This is a genomic window from Streptomyces sp. NPDC047043, from assembly GCF_040644055.1.
Classification (GTDB): Bacteria; Actinomycetota; Actinomycetes; order Streptomycetales; family Streptomycetaceae; genus Streptomyces.
The window spans coordinates 1-17,466 of sequence record NZ_JBEYVO010000066.1; the positions used below are offsets into that span (position 1 = coordinate 1).

Annotated in this window: 8 protein-coding genes; 2 read left to right on the forward strand and 6 right to left on the reverse strand. The window is 73.5% G+C overall.

The annotated features are described in order from the left end of the window. Positions 1-215 precede the first annotated feature (215 nt). Together ABZ880_RS52900 and ABZ880_RS52905 are read right to left on the reverse strand one after the other, a co-directional pair. The gene (locus tag ABZ880_RS52900; RefSeq protein WP_361278838.1) at positions 216-632 is read right to left on the reverse strand and encodes an ATP-binding protein; all 417 of its coding nucleotides are present in this window, start codon (positions 630-632) and stop codon (positions 216-218) included. Positions 633-774: 142 nt separating this feature from the next. Then, entirely contained in the window at positions 775-3,828 is a 3,054-nt protein-coding gene (locus tag ABZ880_RS52905; protein WP_361278840.1) for an FG-GAP-like repeat-containing protein, read from the reverse strand. Between the two features lie 406 nt (positions 3,829-4,234). Here ABZ880_RS52905 and ABZ880_RS52910 point away from each other — a divergent pair, with 406 nt between their 5' ends. Beyond that, the gene (locus ABZ880_RS52910; protein ID WP_361278877.1) at positions 4,235-7,615 is read left to right on the forward strand and encodes a BTAD domain-containing putative transcriptional regulator; all 3,381 of its coding nucleotides are present in this window, start codon (positions 4,235-4,237) and stop codon (positions 7,613-7,615) included. 9 nt (positions 7,616-7,624) lie between these two features. Here ABZ880_RS52910 and ABZ880_RS52915 read toward each other — a convergent pair whose 3' ends face one another. The 3 genes from ABZ880_RS52915 to ABZ880_RS52925 all read right to left on the reverse strand — a co-directional run bounded on the left by ABZ880_RS52915 (position 7,625) and on the right by ABZ880_RS52925 (position 13,552). Beyond that, the gene (locus tag ABZ880_RS52915; protein ID WP_361278842.1) at positions 7,625-8,293 is read right to left on the reverse strand and encodes a hypothetical protein; all 669 of its coding nucleotides are present in this window, start codon (positions 8,291-8,293) and stop codon (positions 7,625-7,627) included. After that, positions 8,290-10,086 (reverse strand): serine/threonine-protein kinase, encoded by a 1,797-nt coding sequence (locus ABZ880_RS52920; RefSeq protein WP_361278844.1) that lies wholly within the window; start codon positions 10,084-10,086, stop codon positions 8,290-8,292. Before ABZ880_RS52920 ends, ABZ880_RS52915 begins: the two co-directional genes overlap by 4 nt. A gap of 181 nt (positions 10,087-10,267) precedes the next feature. Beyond that, a complete protein-coding gene (locus ABZ880_RS52925) occupies positions 10,268-13,552 on the reverse strand; it encodes a BTAD domain-containing putative transcriptional regulator (protein ID WP_361278846.1) in 3,285 nt (1,094 codons plus the stop codon). 399 nt (positions 13,553-13,951) lie between these two features. Between ABZ880_RS52925 and ABZ880_RS52930 the strand changes: the two genes are divergently transcribed. After that, positions 13,952-16,108: a SpoIIE family protein phosphatase gene (locus tag ABZ880_RS52930; RefSeq protein WP_361278848.1), complete on the forward strand. Its 2,157-nt coding sequence runs from the start codon at positions 13,952-13,954 to the stop codon at positions 16,106-16,108. Between the two features lie 17 nt (positions 16,109-16,125). On the opposite strand, the gene ABZ880_RS52935 is transcribed toward ABZ880_RS52930, so the two are convergent. Next, positions 16,126-17,310: a type III polyketide synthase gene (locus ABZ880_RS52935; protein WP_361278850.1), complete on the reverse strand. Its 1,185-nt coding sequence runs from the start codon at positions 17,308-17,310 to the stop codon at positions 16,126-16,128. Between the last annotated feature and the right edge of the window lie 156 nt (positions 17,311-17,466).

Genomic DNA, 17,466 nt, shown 5'->3' on the forward strand with positions numbered 1-17,466 from the left:
TTCACCCTGTGCGGACTCCGTGTCGCCGTGATGATCAGCCCGTCGGAAAATGAACCCTTTGGCAACCACAACTGCAACCTGATTCGACAGTAGCATGTCCCGCGCTCGGCCATGTGTGACAAATAATTCCGCTCCGGTGGCCGGGCGGGGGAATAATCCCCAATCCCGTGCCTATTTCCCGGAGCCGGGGACGGCTGCCCGTTCCGTTCGTTTCGTCACAGGGCCAGGACCGCGCGCACCCTGTTGCCGCCCCCGCTGACCGGATCGATGTCGAAGCGCTGTGCCAGGCACCGCACCATGGCGAGGCCCCGCCCGCTCTCGCCCCAGGTCGTCAGCGGTCGCACATGGGGCCGGCCCGGGCTGTCGTCGTAGACCTCGACGGTCACCCGCGTATCGGACACGTGCAGGCGCAGGCGGCAGGTGCCGCCGTGCCGCGTGGCGTTGGTGACCAGCTCGGAGACGACGAGTGTCGCGTCGCCGATGTGCTCGGCGTCCAGCCCCGCCGTCCGGCGGTCGGGCCGGGCGAGGAACTGCCAGGTCAACCTCCGTGCCCTGCCCGCCGATTCGGCCTCGTCGGGCAGCAGGTACTCGACTCGTACGGAACGCCGCCGGGTACGCCGATGCGTACGCATCGCGGATCACTTCCCCTCCTGGGCCCCCGACCACTGTGGCCGTGGCCGCCGGCCGGGCCGCGGATCTCCTGCCCGGCCGGGCCTGCCCGGTCGTGATGCCCCGTGAGGGTGATCGCCAACCGGGGCAGTGGCGTTGGCTCGCTCAGAACAGGGCCTTGTAGCCCTGCCAGCCGGTGGCGATCTTGGTGCGGCCGCCGAAGGAGCCCTTGCCGTTGCCGTTGTTGCGCCAGACCGTGCCGGAGGTGTCGCGGGAGACGATGTCGGCTCTGCCGTCGCCGGTGATGTCGCCCACGCCCACGATCACGTTGTACGAGGGGCCCCAGTCGTCGAAGACCTTCACGCGGCTCTTGAACTTGCCGGTCGCGGTGCCGTCGTAGCGCCACAGCTCGTTCGACTTGTCCTGCACCAGCAGATCGCCGTGACCGTCGCCGTTTAGGTCACCCGCGCCCACGATCTTCTTGTAGCTCGTCCACGCGGACGCGATCTTCACCCTCGCCGAGAGCTTGCCCGTGCTCGTCGCCTTGAAGAGGTAGACGTCGCCGGTCGAGGACTGGCGGGCGATCAGGTCCGCCCGTCCGTCACCGCTGATGTCTCCCGGTGAGGTGAGCACGTTGTACTGGTTCCAGCCCGTGCCCAGTGACGTGTACGCGGTCGACGGTGTCACCGCCGCACCGCACGCGGGCCGGTAGGCGCGCAACGCGCCGCTGCTGAAGCGGACGAGCACGTCGTTGCACCGGTCACCGCTCAGGTCGCCGAAGGGCACCGCCTTCACCGTCGTCGGCCACCCGGAGCCGGTCTTCCTGCCGGTGAACGTCCCCTTGCCCGTCCCGTACTGGTACGTCAGCCCGCCCGAGCCGTTCAGCGTCATCAGTTCGCCGAAGCCGTCCGACCCGACGAAGTCCCGCCACGCCGCCGCCGCGCCGGTGACCTTCGCCGTCCCCGTCTTCGTCAGCGCCGCGCCCTGCCCGTCCGCCGGGGTGACGGTCAGGGTCCAGGTGTAGGCACCGTTGGGCACCAGCCGGCCGGAGTCGTCCTTGCCGTTCCACGCCGGGGTCACCACACCGCGCGCCGGACCGCCGGAGAGGGTGTGGACGGCCGTACCGGTGGCCTTGTTGCCGATCGCGAGTTTCCAGGAGGCCGCGGGCTTGTTCAGCCACCACTTCGGGCTCCACTGCGCGGCGCCGCCCTTGACGTCCACGGAGGTGGCGACGGTGGCGTCGCGCTGGACGAGGGCGGAGACGGGGACGTCACTGGAGGTCAGACGGATGGTGTTGTCGGAGCGGAGCTGGGCGATCACACCGGTGTAGGGGTCGACGTCCCAGGCGTTGCCCTCGAACTTCCCGGCGGTGTGCGAGACGGGCGTCCCACTGCGTACGTCGATCACCTTGAGCTGTCCGGACTCGACGGTCGCGACGAAGCCGTCGCCGAGCTGCGCCTGTTGCCAGTCGGAGCCCGCGAGTGTCAGGTTCCGCTTGGTGACCGTGTCGTAGACGCCCTGGCCCTCGGAGTTGAGCACGCAGTTCCACAGCAGCCAACGGCCCACCGCCTGGAAGTCGTTGAGCAGGCAGCCGCGCCCGAACCACACCGACTCGCCCTGCTGTCCGGTCAGCAGGTCGACGGGGACCACGGAGTCGTTGCCGTCCTTCAGCCAGAGGGTGGTGCCCCAGAGCGCCCGCACGGTCTCCGCCGTCGTGTACACCGTCTTCCCCGAGTCGAGGTCGACGATCCGGGTCTCGGCCACGCCGGCGCTGTCGTACGGCCTGGTCAGGGCGGCGAAACGGCCGTTCGCGGCGGTCGCGGTCTGGTAGCTGCGGGAGCTGTCGATCCGGGTGCCGGGCAGCGACCGGTCGGCCCCGAGGAGCTGGGGCTGCTGGGCGGTGCTCGTGCCGTAGCCGGAGATGACCGTGCGGCCGTCGCCGGTGTCGAGGAGGCGCGGGCGGCCCTCCGAGTAGTCCTCCAGTGCGATACGGCCGCGGGTGGTGCGCGCCCCCGCCGTGGGGGAGTCGGCCACGCCGGTCTCCCGGGTGTGGAGATACGACCAGTCACCCACGGGGTCCAGCTCCACGGTGGTCAACCGGCCCTGGGCGAGGGTCAGTTGGGAGACCGTGTGGGCGGTCTGCCGGGGGTACGCGTCCGCGATCCGCCGCACGGTGACCCCGCCGGCCTCGGTGGCCTCGATGAGGTTGACGCCCCAGTGGTTCGTGTCGGCGCCGCCCGCGACCAGGAGCCCGCCGTCCGGGGTCGCCACGGCCTGCCGTGAGGTCCTGGCCAGCAGCGTCCGGGGCGCGGAGCCGTCGAGGGGGACGGCCTCGACCCGCGAGACCGCGCGGCTGGTGTCATAGCGGCCCAGGGAGGAGTCGTACCGGGACACGATGACGGTGTCGCCGACCAGGCCCAGCACCTGCGAGATGTCGCCGACCGCCACGGTCCGCACGGCGGCGGACGGGTCCTGGCGGGAGGCGACGTGCAGGGTGCCGTCGTAGCACCAGACCAGGTGGGTGGGGCTGAGCGCCACCATGTCGTACCAGGGCAGCACGTCGTACGGCAGCGCGGTGAAGCGCCCCTGCTCGATGTCGAGCCACCCGGTGACCATGTCGTCGCCCTTGCGGTACCGCACGACCTGCCCGCGCGCGTCACCCAGCCCCGCGGCGGCCTGAAGGTAGACGCCGGAGGGGATGCCCTCCACCGTGCGGTCGGTGACGGAGCCGTCGGGCTGGGCGTCCAGCAGATGCCATACGGCATCGGTGCCAGGGGTTCCCGCGGTCGTGACGACCGTCGAACCGAGCGTGCTGAAGTACGAGTGTCCGTCGGGGAGTGCGACCGTAGTGACCTGACCGGACGTCATGTTCCGCAGCGTCACGGTCCTGGCGGAGCTGTCGTGGTGAGCCACCACGTCCGAGCCCGCGCCGGCGCTCGTGACGCCGTACGCGTCCGTGCCCGAGGCGTCGACGACCGTGTCGACGCCGTCGTACGTCGTCCACAGCTGGCCCCGCCCGTCCTCGTACCGGAGGAATCCTGAGGGCCCCGCGCTCAGCAGCCCCGTCCGGGGAACCATGGCCGTGGTGGCCGGCACGACCACCTCTCCGGTGACCGTCTCCCCATGCGCACTGCCGGCCGTGAGCGGGCCGAGCCCGAGGGCGAGCGTGAAGGAAACAGCGGCGGCGGTGGCGCCTCGTACGAGCGCACGTCTGCCCATGCAGGACCTCTCCGGGGGCGGTGGGTGAAGGCTTGGAGAGGTATGCGCGTGCAGCGCTGAGCCACGGGTCATGGACCCGCGGCACGGATGATGTTCCGACAACCCCCCAGGCAAGTGGCCGGATCCTAGCATTTTACCTGTGCATGACCAGCGGGCTCCTGACGGTCACACGCGCACCAAGCGGTACTTCAGGTGGGTGGCGAGGGGCTTGTCGCCGACCCTGGAACGGCAGGGCGCCGACACCGTGGTCCCGGGCACGTCCGGAGCCTCCCCGACCACCACGACCCTGTCGAGCGCACACCTCACCGACTGAACCGCACCGGCAACCTGCCCTGCTGTGCACCCGGCCCGTGCAACACGTGCGGCACCGCCGAATTGATGTTCTGGTTTGATGCGCTGTGTGTCGATGCACGAACTGCGCATGACGGTGCTCGGTGAAGTCGGGGCCGCGTTCCGGGCCCGCTCGCTGGAGCTGGGCGGGCGGCGGCAGCGCGCTGTCCTCGCCCTGCTGATCGTCGCCCGGGGTTCGGTGGTCACCCGGGACCGGCTCGTCGAAGGTGTCTGGGGTGGCAGGCCGCCGCTGAGCGCCGCCGCCTCGCTGCAGGCCCACGTCTCCCATCTGCGCCGCTGTCTGGAGCCCGAGCGGGAGGCGAGGGCGCGCGGAGGCGTCATCGTCAGCGAGCAGGCGGGGTACGCGCTGCGGCTGCCGGACGATGCGGTGGACGCCTGGCGGTTCGAGGAGGCGCTGCGGTCCGCCGCCGTGCACACCGACGGGGGCAGGCCGTCGGAGGCCGTGTCCGTCCTGGAGTCCGGGCTCGCGCTGTGGCGGGGCCCGGCCTACGCGGAGTACGCCGACGAGCCCTGGGCACACCAGGAGTCGGCCCGCCTCGCCGAACTGCGCGAGCTGGCCCGCGAACGGCTGCTCGCCGCCCGCCTGGCCCGGGGCGAGGACGCCGTCCTCGTTCCGGAACTCGAAGCGCTGGTCTCCGATGACCCCCTCCGCGAGGAACGCTGGCGTCTTTACGCCCTCGCCCTCTATCGCGCGCACCGCCAGGCCGACGCCCTGGACGCACTCCGCCGCGCGAGGCGGCAGCTGCCGGCCGGATCCGGTACGGCCCTGCGCGACCTGGAGGCCGGGATCCTGGCCCAGTCGCCCGACCTCGACGCCCCTGCCCGACGAGTGCCGGACACTGCCCCGGCGCCCGCCCCGCTCGGAGTGCCGCTGCCGTCCCCCGCCCTTCGAACCGACCCGCTCGTGGACCGCGACCCCCAGCTCGCCGAGCTGCACGACACCCTGCGCTCGGCCCTGGACGGCAGACCCCGCGTGGTGATCGTCGAGGGGCCGGCCGGCATCGGCAAGAGCCGCCTGCTCAGCGAGGTGTCGGAGGCGGCGGCCGGGCAAGGGGTACTGACCCTCACTGCGAGGGGCAGCCAGCGGGAGAAGGACTACGGCTACGGGGCCGTACGCCAGTTGTTCGAGCGGGTGGTGAGCGCCGGCGAGGAGTCGCTCCTGGCCGGGACCGCCGTGGCGGCGGGGGCGGTCTTCGGAGGGGTGCGGGGGCAGCAGCCGCAGAGTTTCGCGGTGCTGAACGGGCTGTACGAGCTGACGCGGGAGCTGGTTCGGGCGTCGGGACCGCTGGTGCTGGCGGTGGACGACCTGCAGTGGTGCGACAGCGGCTCGGTGCGGTTCCTGGCGTATCTGGCGGGCCGGCTGGAAGGGCTGCCGGTGCTCATCGTCGCCACGCTGCGGACGGGGGAGCCCCAGCAGGGCGAGGAGTTGCCCGGGACGTTGACGACGGACCCCTCGGTGGTGCGGATCAGGCCCACGCCGCTGACGGCTGCCGGGGTCGCCGGTCTCGTACGGCAGACGCTCGGCGAGGAGCCGCACGAGGAGTTCACCGCGGCCTGCCATCGCGCCACGGCCGGGAACCCGCTGCTGCTGCGGCAGTTGCTGCGGGCGCTGCACTCGCGCGGGACCCGGCCCGATGCCGCGCACAGCGGGGAGGTCGCGGAAACCGGGGCGCGGGCGGTGTCCGGGCTGGTCCTGGGGCGCCTCGCACGGCTGCCCGAGGGGGCACGTGCGGCTGCGCGGGCGGTGGCCGTGCTGGGGGACGGGGCGGCGACGCTCGCCGAGGTGGCGGCGCTCATGGAGGAGGGGGAGACGGAGGCGGCAGCGGCGATCGTGCCCCTTGTACAGGCCGAGATCCTGCGCGAGGGCCACCCGTACGCCTTTGTGCACCCGCTCGTCGGGGAAGCCATCTACCGCGAACTGCCTCCCGGAGAGCGGCAGTTGTGCCATGAGCGGGCGGCCGGTGCGCTGTCGGCGGCCGACGCGCCGCCCGAGCGGACGGCGGCCCAGCTGCTGCTCGCCCCGCACCGGGGCGATCCGCACGTCGTGGACATCCTCTGCGCGGCGGCTCGGGAGGCCGCGGGCCGGGGCGCCCCCGATGCCGCGGCCACGTACCTCACCCGCGCGCTCGACGAACCGCCCGCTCTCGAACTCCGACCGGAGGTGCTGCTCGGACTCGGACGCGCCGAGACGCTCGGCAACGGTCCGGCCGCCGTGGAACATCTGCGCCAGGCGTACGACACGCTCGCCGACCCCGGTCGCAGGGCCGCGGCCGCCCTGCTGCTCGCCCGGATCCTGGTCTTCGCCGGCGGCCACGGCCAGGCGACCGAGTTCGCCCGCCGGGCGGCGGCGGACCTGCCCGCCGAGCTGAGCGACGAACGGCAGGGGCTGCTGGCCCTGGAGCGGATCAGCGGGTTCATGCACGGCCTGGACCAGAAGCTGTGGCGCACGGTCGAGGACCCGGTCGTCGAGGGCGAAGGGCCCGGCGCCCGGATGCTCGCCGCCAACCTCGCCCGGGAGGCGGCGTCGGACGGCAGCGACCGGGACCGGGCCGTCGCGCTCGCTCGCTTCGCCGTCGCCGACGGAGTGCTTCAGGCCGCCGGTGAGGAGATGCTCTGGTACACCGCCGGCATCGTGCTGCACCTCGCCGACGAGGAGGTCGGCGAGCTCTGGGACGCCGCGGTGGCCCGCGCGGTGGAACGCGGCTCGCTGTTCTCCGTCCTCGCCACACATCTGTGGCGTGGCTTCACCCAGTGGAACCACGGGGCCCTGGACGCGGCACGGCGCTCACTGGAGACCGCGGTCGGACAGTCGGAGATCTGGGGCCTCGCACCGGGCGCCCCGCAGGGCCGCACCTTCCTCACCGCCGTCCTGCTGGACCTGGGCGACACCGCGGGGGCTCGCGCCTGCCTGGAGCGGATGCGCCGCTGGGTCCGGGGCGCGGAGGGACAGCGACTGCTCGGGGAGAGCGAGGCCCGGGTGCTCAACGCGGAGGGGCGCTACGAGGACGCGCTGGCAGCCCTCGACGACGTACGGCACCTCCAGCCCGCCGTGGCCAACCCGGCGTGGTGGCCGTGGTCGCTGCTGCGGGTGCAGGCGCTCGCGGGCTCCGGCCGGCGGACCGAGGCGCTGACCCTGGCCGAGGAGCAGCTGAAGGTCGCCCGGGGCTGGGCAGCACCCAGCACGCTGGGGCGGGTGCTGCGGATCGCCGGAGAGCTGCGCGGGCCCGAGGGCGAGCCCGAACTGCGCGAGGCGGTCGCCCTCCTCGCAACCGGTCCGGCGCGCCTGGAGTACGCCCGTGCGCTGTACGCACTCGCCGGGCATGCGCCTCAGGACGAGGCCGTCGACCTGCTGAGCCGGGGGCGGTCCATCGCGTCGGAGTGCGGGGCGGCGGGTCTCGTGGCCGCCATGTCCGGCACCGGGGGCAGCCCTGCGTGAAGCCGGTGGTCAGGAGCAGTCGTACGTGAAGCCGGCCGAGGCCGTCACCCGGTTCGGCGAGAGGACTTCGAGGGTGGCGGTGGCCTTCATGGTGCCGCGGCCGTCGAAGCTCCAGCGCAGGACGACCTCGGAGCGCTCGACGTTCCTGCCGACCTTCTGGTGGAGGACTTCGGACTCCGTGCCGTCGCTGCGCTTCCACCGGTAGTCGACGGTGCCGGGGTGACCGTCGGTCTTCAGGACACCGGTGACGACGACCGTCTTCGCACAACGGCCGACCTTGGGCACGGTGACCGAGGCGTCCAGCACGTGCAGCGGATCGGAGCCCGCGCAGGAACGCAGGCCCACCAGCACGGCCACCACGACGGCGACGACCACCAGCAGGGACCGCAGCTCGCGCCGCCACCACGGCCGAGGGCGCCGGGCGCTCGCCTCGGCGGTCCGGTCCGGGGTGAGCGTGCCCGTCCAGATGCCCGTGGCGCGGTCATCGGCCGTGCCCGTCGCGCCCGGCACCCCGGGCCCGAAACGGGTCTCCCCCTCGGCCGCTTCCGAAGGCGGGAGGTGAAGGGTCGCGGTCGGATCCGCCGGTGGGAGGGTGGCGGTGAGATCGGGGTCGTCGGGGCGGGCCGCCGGATCGGTACGGGCGAACCGCAGTCGCGGGTCCTCGGAGGGTGTGCTCATCGGGGCGGGTCGCAATCGACGGGTGCGGCGGTGGACTGGAAGGAACCGTTGCCCGAGTCGGCGGCGGGGTCGGTGGTGACCTGAACGCCGAGGTAGTCGTAACGCGTCGGGATGGCGAAGGCGTGGGTGTAGCGGCCCGCGACCTGCGTCTTCCCCTTGGGCAGCGCGACCGGTTCGGTGGCCACGACGGTCCCGACGGCGCCGGGCGAGTCGCTGACGTACCAGTTGAGGTAGAGCGTGCCGTCGGCGGCGCCGTCGGTCGTCACGCTGACGGAGGCCACGATGGTGCAGGCGGCCGAGGTCGGGCCGACCGCGTTGATCTGTACGGACTTCACGTCGAGGGTGGGCGCCGGTGCGGACGTACTGCCGCCGCTCGTCGTCGAACCGCCACCGCTCGTCGTGGTGCCGCCGCTCGAGGTGCTGCCACCGGTGGTTCCCGTGCCGCCGCCCGTGGTGCTCGTACCGCCCGTCGTGGTCGTGCCTCCCGTGCCGGACGATCCGCCGCCCGTGCCGCCCGTCCCACCGGACGCGGACCCGCCGGACGGTCCGCCCGCGTCGGGCGAGGCGCTGTCGTCCCCGGACGCCGACGCGGAGGGCGACCCGGTCGCCGAGGGCGACGAGGACCCGTCCGACGCCGAGGGGCTCCCGTCGGGGGAGTCGGCCGATCCGCTCGGACCGGTCCCGTCGGCGGATCCGTCCGTCCCCGGACCGGACCCGGCCGCGTTCGTCGTGTGGTGCCCGCCGCCCCCGCCCGTGGCGACCGCCGTCACCGCGACCCCGCCGATCACCAGCACGACCCCCGCCGCCAGTCCGGCCAGCACCTTCCCCCTGCGGCCGGGCAGCCGACGGGCGCCCGGCCCGAGCGTGGTCGTGGCCAGGGCCGTCGTACCCGAGGCCGTACCGTCCGCCAGCGGGAAGAGGAGGAGCAACAGGGCGGCGAGCGCGGCGAGTTCACGCCGGCCGCGCTCCTCCCACTCCTCGCCGTACGCGGCCGTGGCGACGGCCTCGAGCTCCTCGACGAACGCCGCCGCGCTCTCCGGGCGCTCCTCGGGCGTCTTGGCCAGGCCCCTGCGGATCAGCGGGCGCACCGGTTCGGGAGCCAGCTCGTCCGGGATCGGCGCCTCGATGTGCTGGATCGCCAGCTCGGCCAGTGTCTGGCCGGGGTAGGGCTTCATGCCGGTCAGGCACTCGAAGAAGGTCGCGGTCGCCGCGTACACGTCGGTGGCCGGTCCGGCCGCACCGCCGGTCCACTGCTCGGGCGCCATGTAGGTCGGGGTGCCCGAGGCGTTGGCCGCCACCCCGCTCGGCACGGCGATGCCGAAGTCCACGAGCTTGGAGGAGCCGTCGGCGGCGACCAGGACGTTGTCCGGCTTGTAGTCGCGGTGCACGACCCCCGCCGTGTGCGCGGCCGCGAGGCCGAGCAGTGAGCCCTTGAGGACGACGAGCGCGGCCTCGGGGGTCGTGGCGCCGTGCTCCCGGAGCAGCTTGCGCAGGGGTACGCCGTCCACGAGCTCCATGACGATGGCGGCGCCGCGCGGGCTCTCGACGTACTCGTACAGCTCCACGACATGGGGGGAGTGCAGCTCGCCCAGCAGCCGGGCCTCGGCGCGGAAGATTTCGCGGAAGGCAGGGTCGTCACGGAGCTGTTCGGCGAGGTACTTGATCGCCACCTGGGTGGCGGTCGTGTCGTGCGTGGCCAGGACCACCCGGCCGCTCGCCCCGGAACCCAGCTCCTTGATCTGTGTGTAGCCGGGGATCGCCCACTGGTCCCCGTCGCGCTTTGCTTCGCTCATGTCCGTCGCCCCCCGGCCCGTCCCCCGGGCCGCCCCCGTTCGTTCTGCGTGGTGTGTCTGACGCGTGGTACGTCTGATTCGGTTGCGGCCTGGATGATGCTCCATCGGTCTTGCGAACCGCTTGCAAGCCGATCGCAAGTCGGCCGTCGGATTCTCGTGGCGACGGGCCGTCGGACGCCGGTCACACAGGGGGGAATCGGCGTCCGGCGGTGTCGTGAGCGGTGTCCCCGCAGGTCAAGGCGTGCAGGGACTGCTGGGCACGCGCCTGCTCGAGACGGGCCGGGCCGTCGGCCAGCAGGGCGAGCGCCTCCCGGAGTTCGGGTCCGCCGTCGGGCCCGCGCGCCTCGCCGAGCAGCCGCAGCACCCGGCCGACGGTGCCGGGCGCGCCCCATCTGCGGGCCATCAGCAGCTGGTCCCGTGCCAGCCGCTCGGCCTGCTCCCGCTCACCCAGCCCGGTCAGCGCCCGTACCCGCAGCAGTTCCCCGTCCCACCACACCGGGTTGACCACGGCCGGCTGGAGATGCCGTACGCCGCCGAGCACGGCCAGCGCCTCCGCGCAGCGGCCCTCGGCGATCAGCACCCGCGCCTCGGTCTCCCCGCGCAACCGCGCCCCCTCGGCGCCCGCGGCCCGCGCCCTCATCCGCTCCAGACAGGCACGCGCACCGGCGGTGTCCCCGAGGTCCAGCAGCACCCCGGTCAGAAACGCGCGGCACTGCGGGGCACCGGGCGTGACCCCCCACGCGCCGAACTGTTCGAGCGCGGTCTCGAGCGACCGGCGGGCCCGGTGCAGCTCGCCGTGCCGCCACTGCGTGAACCCGTTCCACAGGTGCGCCGAGAGCGTCCCGATCAGCGACCCCCGCTGCCCGGCGTACGTCAGCGTCTCCTCCCACAGCAGCCTGACGTCCTCGTCGGCCAGGTGCAGCACGACACCCGCCGTGCACCACGAGAGCACCTTTCCGCTGCGCAGCAGCACCCGGTCCGTGAGCGCGAACCGGGCCGAGGCGACGGCCGCCGCGCGGTCGAGGCCCCACACGGTGGCGTCCCTCGCAGCCTCGGCGGCGAGCATGCGGGCGCCGGGCCCGTCCCCGACGGGAGCCGGCGCCGGGACGTCCGGGCCGCTGGTGCCCACGGTGTACAGCCCGTGCGCGAAGGCACCGAGCCGCGCCAGGGCCAGCAGCCCCTGCCGCTCGTCGTCCGTGTCGGCCGTGCCGTCCGCGGCGGCCTGCCCGGTGGGCAGCTCCGCCGCGGCCCGGGCCGCGAACTCGGCCGCCTCGCCGGGATTTCCGGTGTAGATCAGCGTCTGCGCGAGCAGGCGCGCGGCGCCGACCCGCAGGGGCGACGTCTCGTACGCCTCCCGCAGGTGACGGGCCGCCGCGGGCCCGTCCACGAGTGCTTCGGCCCGCCCCAGTTCCAGCAGCACCTCGGGCCGGACGTCCGGTCCGGGCGGCTCGAGCAGCGCGCGGGTGAGCAGCGTGGCGGCCGCGTCGTTCGCGCCGGCGGCGCTCGCGCGGGCCGCGGCGGTGCGCAGGACGCCGACCACCCAGGGGTCGCCCCGGTAGGGGACCAGGAGCAGATGCGCGGCGGTCCGCTCCTCGGCCGCACCGGCACGGTCGAGGAGCCTTGCCGCCCTTTCGTGCAGGGCGGGACGCTCCCGCGGCGACACCGTCCGCAGCACGGCCTCGCCGGCCAGGGGATGGACGAAGGCCAACGGGTACCGGTCACGGACCACTTCGGCCCGTACGAGGGCCGCCGTCGCCGTGGCCACGTCCTGCTCGGACAGTTCCGTGAAGGCGGCGACCGTCGGCAGCGAGGCCCCGCCGTCGCCGCTGCCGCCGTCGAGAACCGCGACCGCCCGTACGACGGCCGTGGCGGCGGACGGCAGCCGGTCCAGCACGGTGCGCACGAGGTCGGAGACGGCTCGGACGCCTGCCTCCTCCACGGAGCGCGGGTCCGTCCCCGTCGTCGGCGGCGCCCCGAGCACGTGTGTCAGCAGCAGCGGCAGACCGGCCGAAACCCGGTGACAGGCACGTTCGACCTCGTTGTCGACCGTGGCGCCGAGCCGCCGGCGCACCAACTGGGCGACGCCCGCCGCGCTCAACGGCCCGGGCCGGATGTGCACCACCGTCGGGTCCTGCACGATGTCGGCCAGCACCTGCTCGTTCCCGTGCAGGGCAGGGGGCTCACCGGCGCGCAGTGCGGTGACGACGAGGACCGGCAGGGTCTGGATACGCGGCAGCAGATGGGCCAGGAAACGCAGGGACGCCGTGTCGCAGGACTGGAGGTCGTCCACGAGGAGGAGCAGAGGCCGTGCAGGGTGGCCGTCGGTGACCAGGCGCTCGACGATCCGGTAGAGCCCGTGCAGGACGTCGAAGCCGTCGGGCCCGTCGGCGGCCCGCCCGTCGACCATCGCGTCGAGCAACGGGCGTACCAGGTCCTGGGGATCGTACGAGCGGATTCCCGGGGAAGCCTCGGCCTGCACGAGGGCGTCCGGACGGCCGTCACCGACGTCCAGCACCCGTACGCCCCACTCCCTGCCCAGCCGCCCCGCCTCTGCCACCAGTGCGCTCCGCCCGATCCCGGCAGGGCCCTGAACGCACACCAGCCCGCCGCGGCCCGCGACCGCGTCCGACAGGCAGTGCCGCAGCTCGGCCAACTCCTTTTCCCTCTCGACGAGTTGGCCGAACACTGGGGCGGGCGCGGAGGTGGGCGGGGCAGACGGCAGGGGTGCGGCGAGACGCGGCGTGTGGGACAGGACCTCGGCCTCGACGCCGCGCAGGGCGGGGCCGGGGTCGATGCCCAGCCGGTCGGCGAGGGTGCGGCGGGCGCGGCGGAGCACGGACAGGGCGTCGGCCTGGCCATGGGCGCGGTAGTGGGCGAGGGCCAGCAGGGACCAGCGCTCCTCGCGCAGGGGCTGTGCGGCGACGAGGTCCCCGGCCTCGGCGAGCAGCGACTCGGTGCGCTCCCCGCACTCCAGGCGGGCGGCCAGCAGCTGTTCCCGTACCACCTCACGCAGTTCGCCCAGGCGCGCCGCCTCCGTCCGTGCCCACGGCCCGTCCGCGAACCCGGCGAAGGCCGGGCCCCGCCAGAGGGCCAGCGCCTCGGTGAGCAGGGCCACCCTCTCCGCCGCCGTCGGCACGGCCCGCCCGGACTGCCCGGCCCGCTTGAGCAGCGCTTCGAACCGCCAGGCGTCCACCTCGTCCGGGTCGAGACGGATCGCGTAGCCGGCGCCTTCCCGCACGATGACACTGCTGCGGGCACCGGCCGTCCGGGCAGGTTCCAGCACCCGCCGCAGCCGCGAGACATACGCCTGCAGAGCGCCGACCGCACTCGGCGGCGGCTCCTCTCCCCACACGACGTCGATCAGCCGGTCGCCGGTGACCACGGTGCCCCGTGCCAGCACCAGCAGCGCGAACACCGCACGCGGCCTGGGCCCGCCGAGGCTCAGGTCCCGTCCGTCGTGCGTCACGGTCAGTTCACCGAGGACACCGACCCGGAGCCCGGCCGCCCTGCGGGGGCCCGGTCCCGGGGCGCTCGGTCTCGGCCCCTCTCCGGCAGAGTGCTCCATACGTCCCCACTCACTGTCGGCCGTTCGACCGATTGGACCATGTCAGGGCGCCGACGGACATGCCCCTGTTCGCATCGGTATGGCCGTACATACGGCGCTCCGTCTCCAGCCGGGCCCTCTCCGCTTGTCGCGGGGCGCCGCCACCGCCCACGCCGAGCCTCGGCGCCCGCGGACCGTAGGCGAAGCAGGCCCGGGTGTTATTGAATGAGGTGTGCGGTCAGGATTTCGGGGCCCTGTCGCCCGGGTTCTGGTACGGCCCCGGCGCTGTGTCGGGGTTGGCGAGCAAGCTGAGAGAGCCGCATGGACTCCACCCCCTCCCCTTCGTCGCCGTTCGACATGGTCAGCAGCGCTTTGGGGAATTACATGCCACGCAGCGGAGCGGCAGCGGCCGCCGGTTCCGCCGACCAGCAGGGGGACAGCGCCGCTCGCCGACGCGTACCCGCCGATCCGGCCCCCGGCCGTCAGGAGCAGATCCTCGGCGCGGTCAACCTGGACCGGGATCTGAGAATCACCCGCTGCAATCTGGACGCCCCGGTATTCGCGGGGGTGGAGGCCGTGACCGGGAGCCCTTTCGTCGATCTTCTGCCTCCCTGGGACGTACCGACGGTCACCCGGCGGTTGCGCCAGGTCCTGGAGACCGGTGAGCCGCACGTCGCCCGGGTCCAGCGCCTGCGGCGCCGCGACGGGTCGGAGCTGGTGGTCTCGATGAGCATCCTGGCCGCCGCGGCGCCTCAGGAGGGCCTGACCGTGTCTGTGATCGCCATGGCCAGGAGGCTGCACCTGTACGCCGCCGAGACCGCGATCGGCACCTCGCTGGACATCGGCGAGACCGCGCAGTCACTGGCGGAGTCCCTGCTGGCCTGGGGAGACGTGACCGCCATCGACCTCGACTTCGCCGTGTGGACGGGCGAGGTGCTCACCGAGCAGCCGCAGGGGCGCATCCATCTGCGGCGGGCGGCCCTGGTGCCGGACCGGGTGTGGCCCGACGGCTACGTGACTCCGGGCGACGATCTTCCCGGCGATGCCAGTCGCCTGCTGTCCCAGGCGATACGGCGTGACGATGCCGCGCAGGCCATCGTCATACCCGACCGGGAGGCGATCGAGCGGGTACTCGGCAGTCCGCGGCTGGTACGTGCCCTGGTGCCCGGTGACCGGGCGGCGGGTGTCGCGTGCATACCGCTGGTCCTGGACGGCACTCCGCCCGTCGTTCTGGGGGTGGCGGAGGTCTGGCGGCGGGCGGACCGCCCCTTCGAGGACAGCGAGCTGTTCGACCTGCAGGAGCTGGTGGCCAGGACCTCTCATCACGTCGACCTGGCCCGTCAGCACCAGCGCGAGCACACACAGGTGCTCGCGTTGCAGCGCCGACTGCTGCCCCGGTCCGGCGGTGACACCATCGAGACGGCCAGCGTCTACCAGCCCGCCACCCCCGACAGCGCGGGCGTCGGCGGTGACTGGGTGAACAGCTTTCCGCTGCCGGACGGCCGTACCGCGCTGGTGGTCGGTGATGTCGTCGGGCACGGCCTGGGAGCCGCGGCGACCATGGGACAGCTGAGCATGGAGGCCCGGGCTCTGCTGTCCGCGGGGCTGGCACCCGACGAGGTGCTGGAGCACCTGGACGAGACCGTGTCACTGCTGGACGACGCGGAGTCCGGGCTGGCGGCCGGTTACAGCGCCCTCGGGTCGACCTGCTGCATCGCCGTCTACGACCCGGTCAGCCACCGCGTGACGCTGGCCAGCGCCGGCCACCTCCCCCCGGTCCTGATGCCCCCGGACGGACGCGCCGGCCCGGTCGCCGTACGCCCCCACCCCGGGCTGGGCGCCGAGTTCGCACTGCGGGAGCCGTACGACGTGTACGCGTTCGCCGCACCCCCGGGCTCACTGCTCGCCCTCTACACCGACGGCCTGGTGGAGAATCCCGCCCTGTCGATCGACGAGGGCATCGGCAGGCTGGCGGACGCCGTGTCCACGGTGCACCCCTGGGACGCCCTGCCGCAGGCCGCACGGCGCCTGGTCTCCGCGCTGGCGCCGGTGCGCCGGCGCGACGACGTGACCCTGCTGCTCGCGCGCATGATCGGCCACCGCAAGGGGGACACCGCGACCTGGCGGCTGCCCGCCCGCGGCGACGCGGCGGCCCGGGCCCGCACGCTGGTCTCCGCGCTGCTGGCGCAGTGGCGCATCAGGGACCACACCCGGGACAGCGTGCTGCTGGTGGTCGACGAACTGGTCGCCAACGCGGTCCGCTTCGCCGAAGGACCCATCACGGTACGGCTGATCAGGACCGGTCACGGGCTGCTGTGCGAGGTGGGCGACACCGGCAACGGCAGACCACGGCTGGGCCGGGGCGGACTCCTCGACGACGGTGGCCGTGGCCTGCACGTCGTGCACGGCCTCACCTCCCGGTGGGGGGTGCGGTGGACGGACACCGGCAAGGTGGTCTGGGCGTCGGTCGAGAGATGAGGCGGCCCGGACAGGCCCTACAGCCACTCCCCTTCCAGGGCGGTGGCCGTGAGGCCCGGGGCCGCCGCGTACAGGACGGCACGACTGCCCTTTTCCTGCCCGGCGTCGTACGCCCTCCGCATGATGTCGAACACGGCGGCGCCTCCGCGGTTGCCGCTGGTGTAGCTGTCCCGGCTGTAGTCCAGCAGCCCCGACGGCCATCCGTCGGGCATCGTCTGCTCCATGTACTCCAGCACCCGCGTCCCGCCGGGGTGCGCGAGCAGGACGTCCGGGTGCCAGGAGTCGGGGTCGTCCTGGTAGCGCAGGCGCAGCCACTCCCACATCGCGGTGACCGTCTCCTGCACGGCGCGCGGTCCGCGCCGGTCCATCACGAAGTGGGTGCCGTCCTCCCGCGTCTCCAGGCGGTGCAGGTCCTGGGTGCCGGGCAGAGTGTGGTTCCAGGCGGCGTCCAGCCGTAGCGCCGACTCGGGCCTGGGGCGGCCCGTGACCACCACGGCGACCGCGGTGTCCGCGAACAGCAACCGTACGATCAGGGACTCCAGAGTGTCGTCCGCGGGCTGGTAGGTCGTGCTCAGTGCCTCCGCGATCACGACCAGGACCACCCGGTCGGGGTCCGCGGCCACGAGATCCGCCGCCAGTGCCAGGGAACGGGTCCCGGCGATGCAGGCCCACTGCGTGGCCGGCAGCAGCAGCACGTCGCTCCGGAGCGGGAGCTTGTTGGCCAGGGCGACGTCCAGCCCCGGCAGCGCCGGGGTGGTGGAGTGACTGGTGATCAGGCAGTCGACGTCCGCCGCGTCCAGCCCGGCGATCTGCAGGGCCCCGCGCGCGGCGCGCTCCCCGCATGACTGCACGGCCGCCCAGGCCGGCGCGGTGCGCTCCTGGACGGTCTGCGGCGCGGGTATCGACTCGAGCGCGGCGATCACACGGTCCACGTCCTGTTCGCTGAACCCGTCGCCGGCCAGCGCCGCTCGGGCCGGCCCGACGCGCGCGGCCGGCAGGCCGCTGCCGTTGCCGGGCGCGACGGCGGTCTCCAGCGGCAGCATCCAGCCGCGGCTCTCGATGCCCGTACTGGCCGCGATGCCGTCGATCCGCGGCGCCCACGCCGCGTGCGGGTGACGATCGCGTACTTCCGACACGATCTGGCTGGTCTGCACGGTGTGCTCGCCGTGTATCACGGCAGGCGGGCACAGGTAAGCGGCCATGATTGGCACCTTTCTGCGGGTTTCTGCGTGTTTCTACGGATTTCTGCGGGGACCGAGGCAGAACGTCACGAACGCTGTGTCCTGGGCCACTTCGGCGCGGCGCAACCAAATCAATGGCGGTGCGCTCCACTTCGCGCTTCTGCATTCGTCTCGAGC

Bases quoted from the DNA above. Each gene is read 5' to 3' on its own strand.
- ABZ880_RS52900 (WP_361278838.1), bottom strand. From the start codon at position 632: ATGCGTACGCATCGGCGTACCCGGCGGCGTTCCGTACGAGTCGAGTAC.
- ABZ880_RS52905 (WP_361278840.1), bottom strand. From the start codon at position 3,828: ATGGGCAGACGTGCGCTCGTACGAGGCGCCACCGCCGCCGCTGTTTCC.
- ABZ880_RS52910 (WP_361278877.1), top strand. From the start codon at position 4,235: ATGCACGAACTGCGCATGACGGTGCTCGGTGAAGTCGGGGCCGCGTTC.
- ABZ880_RS52915 (WP_361278842.1), bottom strand. From the start codon at position 8,293: ATGAGCACACCCTCCGAGGACCCGCGACTGCGGTTCGCCCGTACCGAT.
- ABZ880_RS52920 (WP_361278844.1), bottom strand. From the start codon at position 10,086: ATGAGCGAAGCAAAGCGCGACGGGGACCAGTGGGCGATCCCCGGCTAC.
- ABZ880_RS52930 (WP_361278848.1), top strand. From the start codon at position 13,952: ATGGACTCCACCCCCTCCCCTTCGTCGCCGTTCGACATGGTCAGCAGC.
- ABZ880_RS52935 (WP_361278850.1), bottom strand. From the start codon at position 17,310: ATGGCCGCTTACCTGTGCCCGCCTGCCGTGATACACGGCGAGCACACC.